The sequence below is a fragment of the Streptomyces sp. KL109B genome (assembly GCF_030766935.1).
Classification (GTDB): domain Bacteria; phylum Actinomycetota; class Actinomycetes; order Streptomycetales; family Streptomycetaceae; genus Streptomyces.
This window is the reverse complement of the sequence record NZ_JASERL010000017.1, coordinates 81,691-97,673: the sequence shown is the minus strand read 5'-3', so window position 1 is coordinate 97,673 and position 15,983 is coordinate 81,691. Positions and strand designations below refer to the sequence as shown.

The window sequence follows — 15,983 nt, the reverse complement described above, 5'->3', positions numbered from 1 at the left end:
CCAAGAAGCGCTGACGCGGCCAACAAAGGCTGACGCAGCCCACCGTCGCATCGCATCGCATCGCCTCCCCCTCCCCCTGACATCGACCAGGAGTTCATCCGTGCGTGTCCGCGTCGTCCTGTTCACCTCCGACCTCCGAGTGCACGATCACCCGCCGCTGCGGGCGGCGTTGAGCTCGGCGGACGCCGTCGTGCCGCTGTTCGTCCGGGACACGGGGACGGCGGGGTTCCTCGCGCCGAACCGGGAGGCGTTCCTCGCCGACTGTCTGCGGGACCTGGACGCGGCGCTGCGGGAGCGGGGCGGGCGGCTCGTGGTGCGCTCGGGCGACGTGGTCGACGAGGTGGCGAAGGTGGTGACCGAGACGGACGCGTGCGCCGTGCACGTGGCGGGCGGCGTCTCCGCGTACGCGCACCGCAGGGAGGACCGGCTCAGGGACACGCTGCGCCGCCTCGGCTGCGAGCTGGTGGCCCACGACGGCGTCGTCACCTGCGTCCCGCCCGGCGCCGTCACGCCCGACGCCCGGGACCACTTCGCGGTGTTCACGCCCTATCACCGGCGCTGGTCCGAGCACGGACCGCGGTCGGTCGTACGGGCGCCGCGCGCGGTCCGGGTCCCCGACGGCGTCGGCTCCGAGGTGCTGCCCGCGCGGGCGGATGTGACGGGGGTGTCGCCGGGGCTCGCCGAGGGCGGTGAACGGGCGGCCCGCGCGCTCCTGACCGGCTGGCTGCGCTCGGGGATCGCCGCGTACGAGGACCGGCACGACGACCTCGCGGGCGACGCCACGTCGCGGCTGTCGCCGCATCTGCACTTCGGCACGCTGGGCCCGGTCGAGGCGGTGCGGCGGGCCGACGCGGTCGGTGGGCCCGGCGCCGATGCCTTCGTGCGGCAGCTCGCGTGGCGGGACTTCCACCACCAGGTGCTGGCCGCGCGGCCGGACGCCGCGCACGCCGACTACCGCTCCAAGGGCGACCGTTGGCGCACGGCGCCCGAGGAGGTCGAGGCGTGGCAGGAGGGGCGTACGGGATATCCGGTGGTCGACGCGGCGATGCGGCAGCTGCGCCACGAGGGCTGGATGCACAACCGGGGGCGGCTGCTCACCGCGTCGTTCCTCGCCAAGACGCTGTACGTGGACTGGCGGGTGGGCGCGCGGCACTTCCTGGGGCTGCTGGTGGACGGGGACGTCGCGAACAACCAGTTGAACTGGCAGTGGGTGGCGGGCACCGGCACGGACAGCCGGCCGAACCGGGTGCTCAATCCGGTGACGCAGGCGAAGCGGTACGACCCGGACGGCGCGTATGTGCGGCGCTGGGTACCGGAGTTGGCCGGTGTCGAGGGGCCCGCGGTGCACACGCCGTGGAAGGCGGCAGGCCTTGACCGGGCCGCCCTCGACGACTATCCCGACCCGATCGTCGAACTGCCGGACGCGCTCGCCCGGTTCAGGCGGGCCCGGGACCTGGACTGACCTCCGGGTAGTGGCGCCCGATCTGGTCGAGCGCCTGGGGCAGCGTCGCCGGGTGCAGCGCGCCGCGCACGCCACGGCCCGCCCAGCCGGGCCCGGCCAGCATCACGGCGGGTTTGCCGCGTGCGCCGCGCACACCCCACCGGGTCTCGGCGAGGTGCCTGGCCAGCGGCAGGCTCGCCGTGGAGCGGGCCTGCGCCCACAGCACGACGACGCGCGGCCCGATCCTTCGTACGGCGGCCGACACCGCCTCGACGGGCACGGCCGCCCCGAACATCCTTTGCGGTACGCCCAGTTGACCGAGCCCGACGCTCAGCGCCTCCAGCGCCAGGACGTGCTGTTCGGCGGGGACGCAGGCGAGGACCAGCGGTGGCACGGCCGTCGTCGGCTCGGTGGGCGCGGCGGCGCGGTGCAGGGTGCGGGAGACGTGCCAGGACAGCAGGTGCTCGACCTCCACGTACCGGTCGCCCGCCTCCTCCCACTTGCGGCCCACCGCGTGCAGCACCGGCGCCATCACGTCCTGCCAGGCGCTGACGAGGCCGTACCGGTCCACGGCTTCGGTCAGCAGGTTCTGCACGGTCGGGGCGTCCATGCGGGTCGCGGCGCGGGAGATGCCCCGGCACCGGCGCTCCAGCGTGGCCGCCGATACGGGCTCGGGCGCGGGCCGTGGGCGCGGCAGCCCGGCGGACTCCGTCTCCAGCCGCTTGCCCGCGATCCGGGCGGCCTCCGCGGGCGGCAGCCCCGTCGTGGTCAGCCGGCACATCTCCTCGACGACCGCGACGTCCTGCGCGGTCCAGCGCCGGTGGTGGCCCGTCGACCGCTGGGCGGGGCCGAGGCCGTAGCGGCGGTCCCAACTGCGCAGGGTCGTCGGGGAGACCCCGAGCCGCCGCGCGAGGGCACCGGTGGTGACCCCGACCTCCGGCGGCGCCGCGCTCCGCGCGTCCCGCCCGCCGGCGTCCCGTGCGTCTCGGTCTCGTACGTCTCGGTCTCGTGCGTCGTCCTGCGCGTCTGCCGTGTTCGGCGCGTCCGGCTCCTCGTCCATCGGCTCACGATACGACGCACAACCGATGCGAGTTGTCGGCCGACAGGGACCGCCCCAGGATGACCGGTCCGTGGCGCGAGAAGGCGATTTCGCGATCGTTCAAGGGAGTTGACGGGGCATTGATGGTCAGAGGCTTGCTGTCGCGGGATGTCGATCCGCGTGAGGTGTCGGACGCCGTCCTTGCGGACGGTCTGGTAGCCGGTGACGTGGCCTGCGTCGCCGAGGTGTACCGCAGGTGGTCCCCCCTCGTACGGGGCCTGGCCCAGCGGGCACTCGGCGACCGCTTCGAGGCGGAGGACGTGATGCAACAGGTGTTCCTCGCCGCGTGGCGCGGCAGATCCGGCTACCGGCGGCAACTGGGCCCGCCGGCCGCCTGGTTGACGGGCATCGCCCGGCACCGGGTCGCCGACGCCCTGGCCGCCCGCGGCCGTCGCGCGGCCCTGTTCGAGGCCGCGGTCGCCCGGCACGACGGCATGGTCGCGCGTGGTGACGGCATGGGCCAGGTCGTCGAACGGGTCACGCTGTCCCAGGAGTTGGCCCGCCTGCCGAGCACGCAGCGCACGGTGCTGCGCCTGACGTTCTACGAGGATCTGACGCAGCCACAGATCGCCGAGCGCACCGGCTGGCCCCTGGGCACGGTCAAGAGCCACGCCCGGCGCGGCATGCGGCGCCTCGGCGGACGACTGGGCGCCGCGGCCGACCCGGACTGAGATTCGTCGGCCCCGGCCGCATCCGCGCGGCCACCCCGGGCCGAATCCCCCAGTGTGCCGTCCGCCCCCTCCGGGACGGCACCGTCACAGGCGGCCCAGACCCCGCTGCCTGTCCCCTCAGCGGAGTCGGCGCCGCTGAAACCCGGGTGCCGCGGGCCCCACCGCCCGCGGCACCCGACTACAGTCGATGATCATGAACACTCGCCCCGTCAGCCTTCGAGACGTACCCGAGTCCGAGATCGATCGAGCCCTGGCGCTCGCCCGTCTCGTCTTCCACGAGTCGTCCGACGACGAACGGCGCAAGCGACAGCGGGAGATGCTGTCGGGCTGTCTGCGGATCGGCGCCTACGACGGCGAGGAGCTGGTCGGCTTCGCGGCGGCGCACCCCTTCACCGTCTCCGTGCCGGGCGGCGGTGAACTCCCCTGTCCTGGCCTTTCGTACGTCTCGGTGGCGCCCACGCACCGCAGGCGCGGCGTGCTGTCGGCGATGATGTCCGAGCTGTTCGCCCGCTGCGCAGGACAGGGCGCGCCGCTGGCCGCGCTGTGGGCGTCGGAGGCGGCCATCTACGGCCGGTTCGGCTTCGGGCCCGGCACGTACGGAGCGACGCTGGAGGTCGACTCGCGGCGCGCTCTCGCGCTGCGCATCGCGCCGGACGAGCGTGCGCCCCGCCTCCTGGACACGGCCGCCGCCCCCGCGGTCCTCGCCCCGTACTTCGAGGCCACGCGCGGGTCGCGCGCGGGGCGGCACGCGCGTACGGAGACGTGGTGGCGCGAGCAGCGCCTCGCGCGGCGGGACGAGGAGGACGAGGCGCTGTCGCCGCCGCGCGTCGTGACGCTCGGCGAGCCGCTCGCCGGTTACGCGATCTATCGGACCAAGGGGGGCGACTACGTCAAGGACGTTCCCGGGCTCGTGAGCGTCGAGGAGCTGGAGGCGGATTCGCCCCAGGTCGCGGCGGCGCTGTGGCGCTGTCTCGCCGGGATCGACCTCACCGGCACGGTGCGCGCTCACGGCCGGCCGCTCGACGATCCGCTGCCGCTGTTCGCGGCGGACCGCGACCAGGTCGGGGTGAGCCGCGTCGAACCGGCGCTGTGGGTGCGCCTGGTGGATGTGCGCGCGGCGCTCGCGGCGCGGGCGTGGGCGGCGCCCGTGGACGTGGTGCTCGCGGTACGTGACACGCCGCTCCCGGCGAACGCGGGGTCGTTCCGGCTGATCGCGTCGCCGGACGGCTTCTCGTACGCGCCCACGGACGACGCGCCGGACCTGACCCTGGAGGTCCGCGATCTCGCGACCGCGTACATGGGGGCGGCGCCGGTGGCGGAGCTGGTGCGCGCGGGTCTTGTGGTGGAGCACAAGCAGGGCGCGGCGTCGATGCTCGACGCCGCGCTGCGCACGGAACTACTTCCGCACACCTGTGACTCGTTCTGAACTCACGCCGTACTCAGGCGGGTTCAGCTGGTCGAGGCGGGTCGAAGTGGGTTCAGCACTCCATGGTCCACGTGTGGGAGTCGCCGCTGTCGTTGGCCCAGTCGTCGGAGGCGATCTCCTGGCCGGGTCCGAGGCACACGGTGCCGAGTCCGACGAGGCCCGGGTTCTCGTAGACCTGGACGTGGTCCTTGACGCCGGGGCCCGTGATGCCGTGGTTGGCCCAGGAGGAGTCCGCGTCCTGGATGTCGCCTTCCCAGTCCTGGTCGTCGCCCGACCAGTTCCAGCGCATCCCGGCGTAGTTGGCGTCGGTCCAGGCGCAGAACTCGCCGCTGGGGCATTGGGCGGCGTACGCGCTGGTGGTGACGGCGGCGCCGCCGAGGGCGAGCACGACGGCGGTGACGAGGGCGAGTGGGTGTCTCATGGTGGTGGTTCTCCTTGTCGGTTCGGTGGTTCAGCGATCGGTGCTGTGCAGCACACGGGCGGACGCTTCGATCGCGCGCTCGCGCAGGTGCCGCCAGTCGGTGAGCTCCGCGCGGTGGCGTGCGCGCACGGAGGCGAGGCTGAGGTCGCGGTGGGCGGCCTCGGGCTTGAGGTTGTTGACGACGGTCGACACCCGGAACCAGCGTTTCTGGTCGCCGTAGAGAGTGCGTTGGGCGGCGGCGAGGCAGCCGTCGGTGTGGGCGCGTACGGGGATGCCGTTCGCGAGGGTGAGGGAGAGTTCGGCGGGCGGGCGGCCGAAGAGGGCGGCGGCGACGCGCTGTTCCTCGGCCCGGTTCGCCGGGCGCTGACCCGGTCGTGGCGGGGTGAGGCCCTGGCGGGTGAGGCAGCGATCGGTGAGGGTCCGGGTCGCGGCCCTGATGGTGTCGTCGGGGGTGAGGGCCGGCCGGTCGGGGCGTCGCGCGGTGTCGCAGCCCGTGAGCGGGAGCACGAGGGCGCAGGCCAGCGCGGCGAGGGCGAGGGTGCGGGTGCGGGTTCGGCGGTTCATGGCGCGGTCAGCCCGGCTCGCACCCCATGGTGGTGTCGGCGACGCCGTCGAGTTTTCCGGCCCACTCCCAGTCCTCGGAGTAGTCGTCGAGCCTGATCTCCCGGTACAGGCAACCGGTCGCCGTGTAGCTGATGGCGTAGACGGTTCCCGGGACGCGGGAGTCGAAGGAGGCGGCGTGCCGCGCCGTGCCGTTCTCGGCGTCGGCGTAGCCGGGCGGTCCGTAGCACCAGGCCTGGCCGTGCATGCCGGTTTCGGTCCAGAAGCAGACCTGGCCGGGCGGGACGGCGGCCGGAGAAGCGGCGGCCGGAGAGGCAGTGGCCGGAGAGGCAGTGGCCGGAGAGGCGGCGGCGAGGGCCGGGAGGGTGAGGAGTGAGAGGGCGAGCAGCACGGATCTGTGCTTGATGGACGGTTTCATACGGGGACCCCGGAGTGATCGGTCTTACTGTGCGTGACCAGATTCCCCCGGCGGCCGCGCGTTCACGCTCCGTGTCACCCTTGTCAGTGACTATTCGTGACTGTCATACGGCGCCAGGGGTCACGGCGGCGGGGCTGGGTGCGGGCCATGCGGAGGGCGTCGACGGACTCGGCGAGCAGTTCGTACTCGGTGGTCTCGTCGCGGGTCGCGATCCTCACGAGCCGTCCGGACGCCAGGTCCTCGGCGACCTGTTCCTGTTGCTCCGGGTCCGCGCACCAGGCCCTTAACTGGCCCGGCACGTCGGGGGTGTCCACGCCCATCGGGGTCAGCGCCCGCTCGGGCACATAGCTCAGGCCGGGGCTCGGGTCGAGGCGCTCGGCGATCCACGTGGCCCGGTCGCGCAGCCACCACAGGGCGAGCGGAAGAGTGGGGGCGCGATAGGTGCCGAGCGGAACTCCCACACGCCGTCCGCCGCAGATTCCGTACGCGGTGACATGGCACAGGAATTCGTCGTGCACGGTCTCCCCCTGGGCACATACAGTGATCCACCGCAACGACGAGAATTCGCAGGGCAATTGGGGGCCCGAGTCACGCCGCCTACGAGCAACGTTCAACCGTTCCGTGGTCAAGTATCGGCTCTTGGAAACAGGAGTCACCATTGGATTCACGCCAGTCTCCGGGCATATTCACGGCCCTCGTTGGCTGAAATCCTCCACGTCGGAGACACTGCACGCATGCGCTCACATGACGTACTCATGGACGGCTACAACCGAATTCGGGAAGAGGTGCACGCCGCCGTCGAGGGGCTTTCCGCCGATGAACTGCACGAGCGCCCCGATGACACGGCGAATTCCATCGCCTGGTTGATCTGGCATCTCACCCGCGTCCAGGACGACCATGTCGCCGACGCCGCGGGTTGGGAGCAGGTGTGGCTCGCGGGCGGCTGGGCCGAGCGGTTCGATCTGCCGCTCGCCGAGTCGGACACGGGATTCGGGCACACTCCGAAGCAGGTCGGTCAGGTGCGGGTCGATTCCGGCGAGCTGCTGGTCGGCTATTACGACGCGGTGCACGAGCAGACGCTCGGCTTTCTCGGCGGGTTGAAGGACGCCGATCTCGACCGGGTCGTGGACGAGGGCTGGGATCCGCCCGTCACGCTGGGGGTCCGGCTCGTCAGCGTCCTGTCGGACGACTTGCAGCACGTGGGGCAGGCCGCCTACCTGCGCGGACTGCGCTGAACCAGACCACCATCCGCCTCTGGGGACGGCGCCGGACGACACGTCCGGCGCCGTTCCCGTCTGTGTACGAGCTCGTGCCAGAGGTCTTGACAACTCGATTGGTCTGAACCAACTTTGGCGCCTACAGCGGTGGCCACCGTTCACATCCGCATCCTTCACCTCTCCCCAGGAGGCTCCCCGTGGACCGTGCACGCCATCGCCGGTACAGACCCGGTCTCGCGCTCGCCGTCGTGGCGGCCGCTTCGCTCGGCGTCACCGCGCTCGCCGCGCCCGCGCAGGCCGCCGACGTCAACGTGGCCAAGAACGCCGGCTTCGAGTCCGACCTGAGCAACTGGACGTGCACCGCGGGCAGCGGGTCCGTCGTGACCTCGCCCGTGCACGGCGGCGCGAAGGCCCTCAAGGCCACCCCGTCGGGCCAGGACAACGCCAAGTGCAGCCAGACCGTCGCGGTGAAGCCCAACTCGACGTACACGCTGAGCAGTTGGGTGCAGGGCAGTTACGCGTACCTCGGCGCGAGCGGCACCGGCACCACCGACGTGTCGACGTGGACGCCGGGCGGCTCCTCCTGGCAGCAGCTCACGACCAGCTTCAAGACCGGCGCGAGCACGACGTCCGTGACGATCTACACGCACGGCTGGTACGGGCAGAGCGCGTACTACGTCGACGACGTGAACGTGTTCGGCCCCGACGGCGGCGGCGGTTCCGACCCGGTCGTGATCCCTGCCGCACCCACGGGCCTCGCGGCGGGCACGGCCACCTCGACCTCGGTCCCGCTGTCCTGGTCCCCGGTCTCGAACGCCACCGGCTACAACGTGTACCGGGACGGCACGAAGGTCGCCGCGGTCACGGGTGCCTCGGCGGAGGTCACCGGGCTGACGGCCAACACCTCGTACAGCTTCCAGGTCACGGCGACGAACGCGGCGGGCGAGTCCCCGAAGTCGGCGGCGGTGACCGCGAAGACCGCCACCGCGGGCGACCCGGGCGGCGGCACCGTGCCGAAGCACGCGCTGACCGGCTACTGGCAGAACTTCAACAACGGCGCGACGGTGCAGAAGCTGCGCGACGTGCAGTCGCAGTACGACATCATCGCGGTCTCCTTCGCGGACGCCACCACCACGCCCGGCCAGATCACCTTCAACCTGGACCCGGCCGTCGGCTACGCGAACGTCGGCGACTTCAAGGCGGACATCGCCGCCAAGCACGCGGCGGGCAAGGCCGTCGTCCTGTCGGTCGGCGGCGAGAAGGGCACCATCTCCGTCAACAGCGACGCGTCGGCGACGGCGTTCGCGGACAGCGCGTACAAGCTGATGCAGGAGTACGGCTTCGACGGCGTCGACATCGACCTGGAGAACGGCCTCAACTCGACGTACATGACGAAGGCGCTGCGCCAGTTGGCGGCGAAGGCGGGCGGCAAGCTGGTCCTGACGATGGCGCCGCAGACCATCGACATGCAGTCGACGTCCGGCGAGTACTTCAAGACGGCGCTGAACGTGAAGGACATCCTCACGGTCGTCAACATGCAGTACTACAACAGTGGTTCGATGCTGGGCTGCGACGGCAAAGTCTACAGCCAGGGCTCCGTCGACTTCCTGACGGCGCTCGCCTGCATCCAGCTGGAGGGCGGCCTGGACGCCTCGCAGGTGGGTCTCGGTGTGCCGGCGTCGACGCGCGGCGCGGGCAGCGGGTATGTGGCTCCGTCGGTCGTGAACAGCGCGCTCGACTGTCTGGCGCGCGGCACGAGCTGCGGTTCGTTCAAGCCCGCGAAGACGTATCCGGGGCTGCGGGGCGCGATGACCTGGTCCACGAACTGGGACGCGACGGCGGGCAATGCCTGGTCGAACGCGGTGGGCCCGAAGGTGCACTCACTGCCGTAGGGAGCTTCGGATGGTTGAGCCGGTGGCCGCTGGCCACCGGCTCTGCGCCGTGTCAGCCGCCCATGAAGAGCATCGTGCCGTCGGGGCCGACCGCCTCGACGCGCGCGCCGTGCTCGACGGTGCGGCTGACCGTGCAGTACTTCTCGTGGGTCAGCCGGATCCCGCGCTCCAGGGCCTCGGCGGCCTTGGTGTCACCCTCCGGCAGCTCGATCTCGTACGAGACACGTACGGCGCCCACCCGCCCGTCGTCCTCCGGCTTCGACACGGACTCGACGGTGATGCGCAGTTCGTCGTGGGGCGCGGTGCGGGCGGTGCGGTCGACGACGAGGCCGCCGCAGCCGCCGAGCGCGGCGAGGAGCAGTTCGACGGGGGTGAAGGACGGCTGGGCGTCCGCGCTGTCGGCGGGGGCGATACGGACCTCGGCGCCGCGGTCGTTGCGCGCGGTCCAGTCACGTTCGCCGTTGCGTACGGTCTCAATGCGGTAGTCGGCCATGCCGGAACCGTAACCAGGAGCGGGTTCCGCCGCGCGCAGCGGCTCCGGGGTGTCGGGCGGCGGGAGGGGGAGTCCGCGTGCCCCACGCCCGCGGACTCCCCGGTGGTGCTCCCTCCCCTGGCGGCCGCCGCCCGAGTGGACGGCCGCCGTGCCGCAGAGTCTGCCGGGGCCGGCCGCGGACTTCATCCGGGACCCCCGGCTTTCGGTAACTTCACGTGTTGAATCAGTGGCGAGAAGTTACGCCAGTGGGGCGTCAAAGCCCTTACGCACGGCGGATGTTGATGCGCCGCACGGGCCGTCTGGCGTGATCCCTTCGCCTCAAGGTCGACCGGAACCCTGCGCTTCGAGGCGCTCCCCGCACCGGGCGCAGTACAGCGCCCCCGCGTCCTCGGCGGCCCGGCCGCAGGAGGCGCACACGCGCGGCAGCAGGCAGGGCGCTTCGCCGCCCTCGGCCGCGACCTGCGGTTCGGCGCGGCGGATCGTCATTCCGGGGCGCCTGCGGTGGGCCGTGACGTAGACGAGCCCCGCGTCGCCCGCGCTGACCGCGCGCCGTTCGCCGCGCGGCACGAACACGAGGGTGCCGGGCGCCAACTCCTCGCCCTCGCCCGCCCAGTGGAGCGTTCCGTGCCCCTCGACGACGAGGAGGAGCACGTCGAGTTCGCCCTCCACGTACGCGTCGCCTCCCCCGCCGGGCCGTAGGCGCACGACGTTGGCGTCGAGCTGGCGGGCCGCGCCGTCGAGCCGCCAGAGGGCGCCGGTGGCGTCCGGCGCGGCGGCGCCGAGGACGTCGGCGAGGGTGACGTGAGCTGCGGGCATCGGTCTGACTCCCCTGGCATGGTGCGGCGGTTCGTGGTGCCTTCGATTCTCCCCCACCGCAACTACCTCTGTTCAAACAGTGGACTCGGCGACACAGCTCTGCAATTCTCCAACAACTGAACGCAAGAACCTGATGCACGTCCTTCATTTCACTCACAACGGCGTCGGCTCGACGACGCCGGAACAGGAGCAGCATGAACGGGCAGAGCGTGTTCAGATCCGACGGGAGACGGAGGTGGCGGGGCCTCCCGGTGGTGTTCCTGGCGCTCGCCCTCGCCCTCCTCGGCCTCCCTGCCGTGGCCGCGCAGGCGGCGGGCGGCCCCAACCTCGCGGCGGGCGCGCAGACCAAGGCGAGCAGCGCGAAGTCGGGGTACGGCTCGGCGAACGTCTCCGACGGCAACTCCTCGACGTACTGGGAGAGTTCGGGCGACGACTGGCCGCAGTGGGCGCAGGTCGACCTGGGTTCGGCCGCCCGCGTCGACGAGGTGACGCTGCGCCTGCCGGCCTCGTGGGAGAGCCGTACGCAGACGTTGTCGGTGCAGGGCAGCGCCGACGGCACGACGTTCGACACCCTCAAGTCCTCGGCGCAGTACGCCTTCTCGCCCGGTTCGGGGAACACGGTGAGCGTCTCGTTCCCCGCGACGCAGACCCGGTTCGTGCGGGTCGTCGTGACCGCCAACTCCGGCTGGAAGGCGGCCCAGTTGGCGGAGCTCGAGGTGAACGGCGCGACCGACTCCTCGGCCAACCTGGCGCGTGGCAAGACGTTCACGGCGAGCTCCGTGACGCAGACGTACGCGGCGGCCAACGCGGGCGACGGCGACATCTCCAGCTACTGGGAGAGCAAGAACGACGCGCTGCCCCAGTGGGTGCAGGTGGACCTCGGCGCGTCGGTGCGGGTGAACCGGGTGACGCTGCGGCTGCCGTCGAGCTGGGAGACCCGTACGCAGACGCTGGCGGTGAAGGGCAGCACGAACGGCTCCGACTTCACGGACCTGGCGGCTTCGAAGGCGTACGAGTTCAGCGCGGCCGGCGGGCAGGCGCAGAACATCACGTTCGACGCGGTGACGACGCGCTACGTGCGGGTGCTCGTGACGGCCAACACGCGCCAACCAGCGGGCCAGCTCAGCGAGTTGGAGGTGTACGGGCCGACGACCGGTGACACCGAGGCCCCCACGGCGCCGTCCGGACTCGCGTACACGGAGCCCTCGACCGGCCAGATCAAGCTGACGTGGAAGGCGGCGACCGACAACACCAAGGTCACCGGGTACGACGTCTACGCGGACGGGCAGCTGCGCGCCTCGGTCGACGGCGACACCCTCACCTACACGGACACGCAGCCGGCCTCGGCCACGCTGACGTACTACGTCCGCGCGAAGGACGCGGCGGGCAACCAGTCGCCGAACAGCAACTCCGTGACCCGCAAGGGCGATTCGGGTGACACGCAAGCGCCCACCGCGCCCGGCACGCTCTCCTTCACGGAGGAGACGAAGGGCCAGGTCAAGCTCGACTGGCGGGCCTCGACGGACAACGTGAAGGTCACCGCGTACGACGTGTACGCGAACGGAAAGCTGCTCAAGTCCCTTGCCGGTGACGTCACTTCGTACACCGACACGCAGCCCGCGTCGGCGACGGTGACGTACTACGTGCGCGCGAAGGACGCGGCGGGCAACGAGTCCGCCCCCAGCAACTCCGTGACCCGCAACGGCTCCACGACCGAGTCCGCGAACCTGGCGGCCGGAAAGCCGGTGTCGGCGTCGTCGTCCGTGTACTCGTACGTAGCGGAGAACGCGGTGGACGACGACACCAGCACGTACTGGGAGGGCGCCCCGGGCTCGTACCCGAACAGCCTGACCGTGAAGCTGGGGGCGAACGCGGATGTCGACTCGCTCGTCCTGAAGCTGAACCCGGACGCGGTGTGGTCGGCGCGCACGCAGAGGATCGAGGTGCTGGGGCGCGAGCAGAAGGCGTCGGAGTTCACGACGCTGGCTGCGGCGAAGGAGTACGGCTTCGATCCGGCGAGCGGAAACAAGGTGACCATTCCGCTGACCGCGCGCGTCGCGGACGTACGGCTCGTCTTCACAGCCAACTCCGGTGGTACGGCGGGCCAGTTGGCGGAGTTCCAGGTGCTGGGCGAGCCCGCACCGAACCCGGATCTCGTCGTCACGGGCATCACGTCGAAGCCGGAGTCACCGGTCGAGTCCGACAAGATCACGCTGTCGGCGACGGTGCGCAACGCGGGCACCGAGCCGTCCGACGCGACGGACGTCGACTTCAAGCTGGGCTCGCAGAAGGTGGGCAACAGCCCTGTGGGCGCGCTCGCGGCCGGTGCGTCGGCCACGGTGAGCGCGGAGATCGGCGCGCACGAGGCGGGCTCGTACCAGGTGGGCGCGGTCGCCGACGCGAGCAAGCTGGTCGTGGAGCGCGACGAGGCGAACAACGACTACACGAGCCCGACGAACCTGGTCGTGAAGCCGGTGACGAGCGCGGACCTGGTGGCGTCCTCGGTGGCGTGGTCGCCGAGCGCGCCGAGCGAGGGCGACACCGTGAACTTCTCGGTCGCCGTCAAGAACCAAGGAAATCAGGCGAGTTCGAGTGGTGCGCACGGCATCACGCTCACCGTCACCGACTCCGGCGGCAGCGTCGTCAAGACGCTCACCGGCTCGTACGACGGGACGATCGCGGCCGGTGACACCGCGCCCGCGGTGAAGCTGGGCACGTGGACGGCGGGCAAGGGCAAGTTCACGGTGAAGACGGTGATCGCCGACGACGCGAACGAGCTCCCGGTCAAGCGCGCCAACAACACGTCCACGCAGCCCCTGTTCGTGGGGCGCGGCGCCAGCATGCCGTACGACATGTACGAGGCGGAGGACGGCACGGTCGGCGGCGGCGCGAAGGTCGTCGGCCCGAACCGGACCGTCGGCGACATAGCCGGAGAGGCCTCGGGCCGCAAGGCCGTCACGCTCGAATCCACCGGCAGCTACGTCGAGTTCACCACGAAGGCGCCGACGAACACGCTCGTCACCCGTGTCTCGATGCCGGACGCGGCGGGCGGCGGAGGCAAGAACTCGACGCTGAACGTGTACGTCGACGGCACGTTCCTGAAGGCCATCGACCTGACGTCGAAGTACGCGTGGCTGTACGGGTCCGAGACCGGGCCCGGCAACTCCCCCGGTTCGGGCGCGCCCCGGCACATCTACGACGAGGCGAACCTGCTGCTCGGCACGACCGTCCCGCAGGGCAGCAAGATCCGGTTGCAGAAGGACGCCGCGAACGACTCCACGTACGCGGTCGACTTCGTGAACTTCGAGGAGGCGAAGCAGCTCCCCAACCCGGACCCGGCGGCGTACGCCGTGCCGACCGGCTTCTCGCACCAGGCCGTGCAGGACGCGCTGGACAAGGTGCGGATGGACACGAGCGGCAAGCTCGTCGGCGTGTATCTGCCGGCGGGTGACTACGAGACGTCGAACAAGTTCCAGGTGTACGGGAAGGCGGTCAAGGTCGTCGGCGCGGGCCCGTGGTTCACGCGGTTCCACACGCCGTCGTCGCAGGAGAACACGGACGCGGGCTTCCGGGCGGAGGCGAGCGCCAACGGTTCGACGTTCGCGCACTTCTCCTTCTTCGGGAACTACACGTCGCGCATCGACGGACCCGGCAAGGTCTTCGACTTCTCGAACGTCGCGAACATCACCATCGACGACATCTGGAACGAGCACACGGTGTGCCTGTACTGGGGCGCCAACACCGACAACATCACCATCAAGAACGCCCGGATCCGTGACACGTTCGCCGACGGCGTCAACATGACGAACGGGTCGACGGACAACCACGTCGTCAACAACGAGTCGCGGGCGACCGGCGACGACAGCTTCGCGCTGTTCTCGGCGATCGACGCGGGCGGCGCCGACGAGAAGAACAACGTGTACGAGAACCTGACCTCGCTGCTCACGTGGCGGGCGGCGGGCATCGCGGTGTACGGCGGCTACGACAACACGTTCCGCAACATCCTCATCGCGGACACCCTCGTCTACTCCGGAGTCACCATCAGCTCGCTGGACTTCGGGTATCCGATGAACGGCTTCGGCACGGGGCCGACGAAGCTGGAGAACACCTCGATCGTCCGCTCCGGCGGGCACTTCTGGGGCGGGCAGACCTTCCCCGGCATCTGGATGTTCTCGGCGTCGAAGGTGTTCCAGGGGATCCGCGTCAATGACGTCGACATCGTCGACCCGACGTACAGCGGAGTCATGTTCCAGACCAACTACGTGGGAGGCCAGCCTCAATACCCCATCAAGGACACGATCCTCACGGACGTGACGATCACCGGCGCCCGCAAGAGCGGTGACGCCTACGACGCGAAGTCCGGCTTCGGGCTGTGGGCGAACGAGATGCCGGAGGCGGGCCAGGGCCCGGCGGTCGGTGAAGTCACGTTCCACAACCTGAAGTTGAGTGACAACGCGGTGGACGTCCGCAATACGACGTCGACGTTCAAGATCAACCTTCAGCCGTAGGCAGCCCGAGTTACCGTCCTTGATCCTGCTACAGCCACGGCACGCACTAACGGGACATCAAGCCCGTTAGTGCGTGCACGCCTTTCAACTGGCTGAGCGATCAAGGGGTTTCCCCGCCGGCGAGGGTCCGTACGACGCCGGGGGTTCATCGCGCACCAGGGGTACTACTCGCTCGCGAAGACCCGGCGCGGACAGCCTCTACCGGCGAGTGTCAACTTCGGGTTGACGGCGAAGCGCTGTCAACCTACGGTTGCATCATGACGAACTCCGGCGGCAGCTCACCCAACATCCGTCTCGACGACCTGATCGAGGCCATCAAGAAGTCCAACACCGACGCACTCGACCAACTCCAGAACGCCGTCATCGCCGCGGACCACCTCGGTGACGTCGCCGACCATCTGATCGGCCACTTCGTCGACCAGGCCCGCCGCTCCGGCGCCTCCTGGACGGAGATCGGCAAGAGCATGGGCGTCACACGGCAGGCCGCCCAGAAGCGCTTCGTGCCCAAGGGGTCCGAGAACGACCTCAACTCCGGCCAGGGCTTCAATCACTACACCGAGCGCGCCCGCAACGTGATCGTCTCAGCGCAGAACGAGGCCCGCGCCGCGAACAACGCCACCATCACGCCCGCGCACCTGGTGCTCGGCCTGCTGCACGAGCCGGAGGGCCTCGCCGCCAAGGCGATCCTCGCGCAGGACGTGCTGCTCGACACCGTGCGGCAGGCCGCCACGGAGCGGCTGCCCGAGACGTCCGACGACATGCCGGCGCTGGTGCCGTTCGACGCCGACGCCAAGAAGTCCCTGGAGCTGACGTTCCGCGAGGCGCTGCGCCTCGGCCACAACTACGTCGGCACCGAGCACATCCTGCTCGCACTCCTTGAGCACGAGAACGGTTCGGGCCTGCTGCACGGGCTCGGTATCGACAAGGAGCAGGCCGAGTCGCAGGTCCTCGCGACGCTCGCGGAGATCGTGAAGAACCAGGAGGAGTCCGGGGCCGAGTAGGGGCTCGTGGCCGAGTGCG

Annotated in this window: 14 protein-coding genes; 7 read left to right on the top strand and 7 right to left on the bottom strand. The window is 70.7% G+C overall.

Annotation, left to right across the window (positions count from 1 at the left end; genetic code table 11):
* The first annotated feature begins 100 nt into the window (after positions 1–100).
* Positions 101–1,462: a deoxyribodipyrimidine photo-lyase gene (locus RBJ65_RS38940; RefSeq protein ID WP_306323139.1), complete on the top strand. Its 1,362-nt coding sequence runs from the start codon at positions 101–103 to the stop codon at positions 1,460–1,462.
* On the opposite strand, the gene RBJ65_RS38935 is transcribed toward RBJ65_RS38940, so the two are convergent.
* Positions 1,437–2,501, bottom strand: a complete 1,065-nt coding sequence (locus RBJ65_RS38935) for a MerR family transcriptional regulator (RefSeq protein WP_306323140.1) — start codon at positions 2,499–2,501, stop codon at positions 1,437–1,439. The two genes, RBJ65_RS38940 and RBJ65_RS38935, sit on opposite strands and share 26 nt — an antisense overlap.
* Positions 2,502–2,623: 122 nt before the next feature.
* Here RBJ65_RS38935 and RBJ65_RS38930 point away from each other — a divergent pair, with 122 nt between their 5' ends.
* Together RBJ65_RS38930 and RBJ65_RS38925 are read left to right on the top strand one after the other, a co-directional pair.
* Positions 2,624–3,211, top strand: coding sequence for an RNA polymerase sigma factor (locus RBJ65_RS38930; protein ID WP_306332202.1), 588 nt, complete (start codon positions 2,624–2,626; stop codon positions 3,209–3,211).
* Between the two features lie 193 nt (positions 3,212–3,404).
* A complete protein-coding gene (locus RBJ65_RS38925) occupies positions 3,405–4,637 on the top strand; it encodes a GNAT family N-acetyltransferase (RefSeq protein WP_306323142.1) in 1,233 nt (410 codons plus the stop codon).
* Positions 4,638–4,689: 52 nt separating this feature from the next.
* Here RBJ65_RS38925 and RBJ65_RS38920 read toward each other — a convergent pair whose 3' ends face one another.
* The 4 genes from RBJ65_RS38920 to RBJ65_RS38905 all read right to left on the bottom strand — a co-directional run bounded on the left by RBJ65_RS38920 (position 4,690) and on the right by RBJ65_RS38905 (position 6,555).
* The gene (locus RBJ65_RS38920) at positions 4,690–5,058 is read right to left on the bottom strand and encodes a peptidase inhibitor family I36 protein (protein WP_306323143.1); all 369 of its coding nucleotides are present in this window, start codon (positions 5,056–5,058) and stop codon (positions 4,690–4,692) included.
* Between the two features lie 30 nt (positions 5,059–5,088).
* Positions 5,089–5,622 (bottom strand): hypothetical protein, encoded by a 534-nt coding sequence (locus RBJ65_RS38915; RefSeq protein WP_306323144.1) that lies wholly within the window; start codon positions 5,620–5,622, stop codon positions 5,089–5,091.
* A gap of 7 nt (positions 5,623–5,629) precedes the next feature.
* The gene (locus RBJ65_RS38910; RefSeq protein ID WP_306323145.1) at positions 5,630–6,037 is read right to left on the bottom strand and encodes a hypothetical protein; all 408 of its coding nucleotides are present in this window, start codon (positions 6,035–6,037) and stop codon (positions 5,630–5,632) included.
* Positions 6,038–6,120: 83 nt separating this feature from the next.
* Complete coding sequence (locus tag RBJ65_RS38905) at positions 6,121–6,555, bottom strand: hypothetical protein (RefSeq protein WP_306323146.1); 435 nt, start codon at positions 6,553–6,555, stop codon at positions 6,121–6,123.
* A 216-nt stretch (positions 6,556–6,771) separates the two neighbouring features.
* Here RBJ65_RS38905 and RBJ65_RS38900 point away from each other — a divergent pair, with 216 nt between their 5' ends.
* On the top strand, positions 6,772–7,272 hold the full coding sequence (locus RBJ65_RS38900) for a DinB family protein (protein ID WP_306323147.1): 501 nt from the start codon (positions 6,772–6,774) through the stop codon (positions 7,270–7,272).
* A 179-nt stretch (positions 7,273–7,451) separates the two neighbouring features.
* The gene (locus tag RBJ65_RS38895) at positions 7,452–9,146 is read left to right on the top strand and encodes a chitinase (RefSeq protein WP_306323148.1); all 1,695 of its coding nucleotides are present in this window, start codon (positions 7,452–7,454) and stop codon (positions 9,144–9,146) included.
* Between the two features lie 52 nt (positions 9,147–9,198).
* Here RBJ65_RS38895 and RBJ65_RS38890 read toward each other — a convergent pair whose 3' ends face one another.
* Both RBJ65_RS38890 and RBJ65_RS38885 read right to left on the bottom strand, forming a co-directional pair.
* Positions 9,199–9,639, bottom strand: coding sequence for an OsmC family protein (locus RBJ65_RS38890; RefSeq protein WP_306323149.1), 441 nt, complete (start codon positions 9,637–9,639; stop codon positions 9,199–9,201).
* A 318-nt stretch (positions 9,640–9,957) separates the two neighbouring features.
* A complete protein-coding gene (locus RBJ65_RS38885; RefSeq protein WP_306323150.1) occupies positions 9,958–10,455 on the bottom strand; it encodes a cupin domain-containing protein in 498 nt (165 codons plus the stop codon).
* A gap of 194 nt (positions 10,456–10,649) precedes the next feature.
* Between RBJ65_RS38885 and RBJ65_RS38880 the strand changes: the two genes are divergently transcribed.
* Together RBJ65_RS38880 and RBJ65_RS38875 are read left to right on the top strand one after the other, a co-directional pair.
* A complete protein-coding gene (locus RBJ65_RS38880) occupies positions 10,650–14,963 on the top strand; it encodes a discoidin domain-containing protein (RefSeq protein WP_306323151.1) in 4,314 nt (1,437 codons plus the stop codon).
* Between the two features lie 257 nt (positions 14,964–15,220).
* A complete protein-coding gene (locus RBJ65_RS38875) occupies positions 15,221–15,964 on the top strand; it encodes a Clp protease N-terminal domain-containing protein (RefSeq protein WP_306323152.1) in 744 nt (247 codons plus the stop codon).
* Positions 15,965–15,983: the final 19 nt, after the last annotated feature.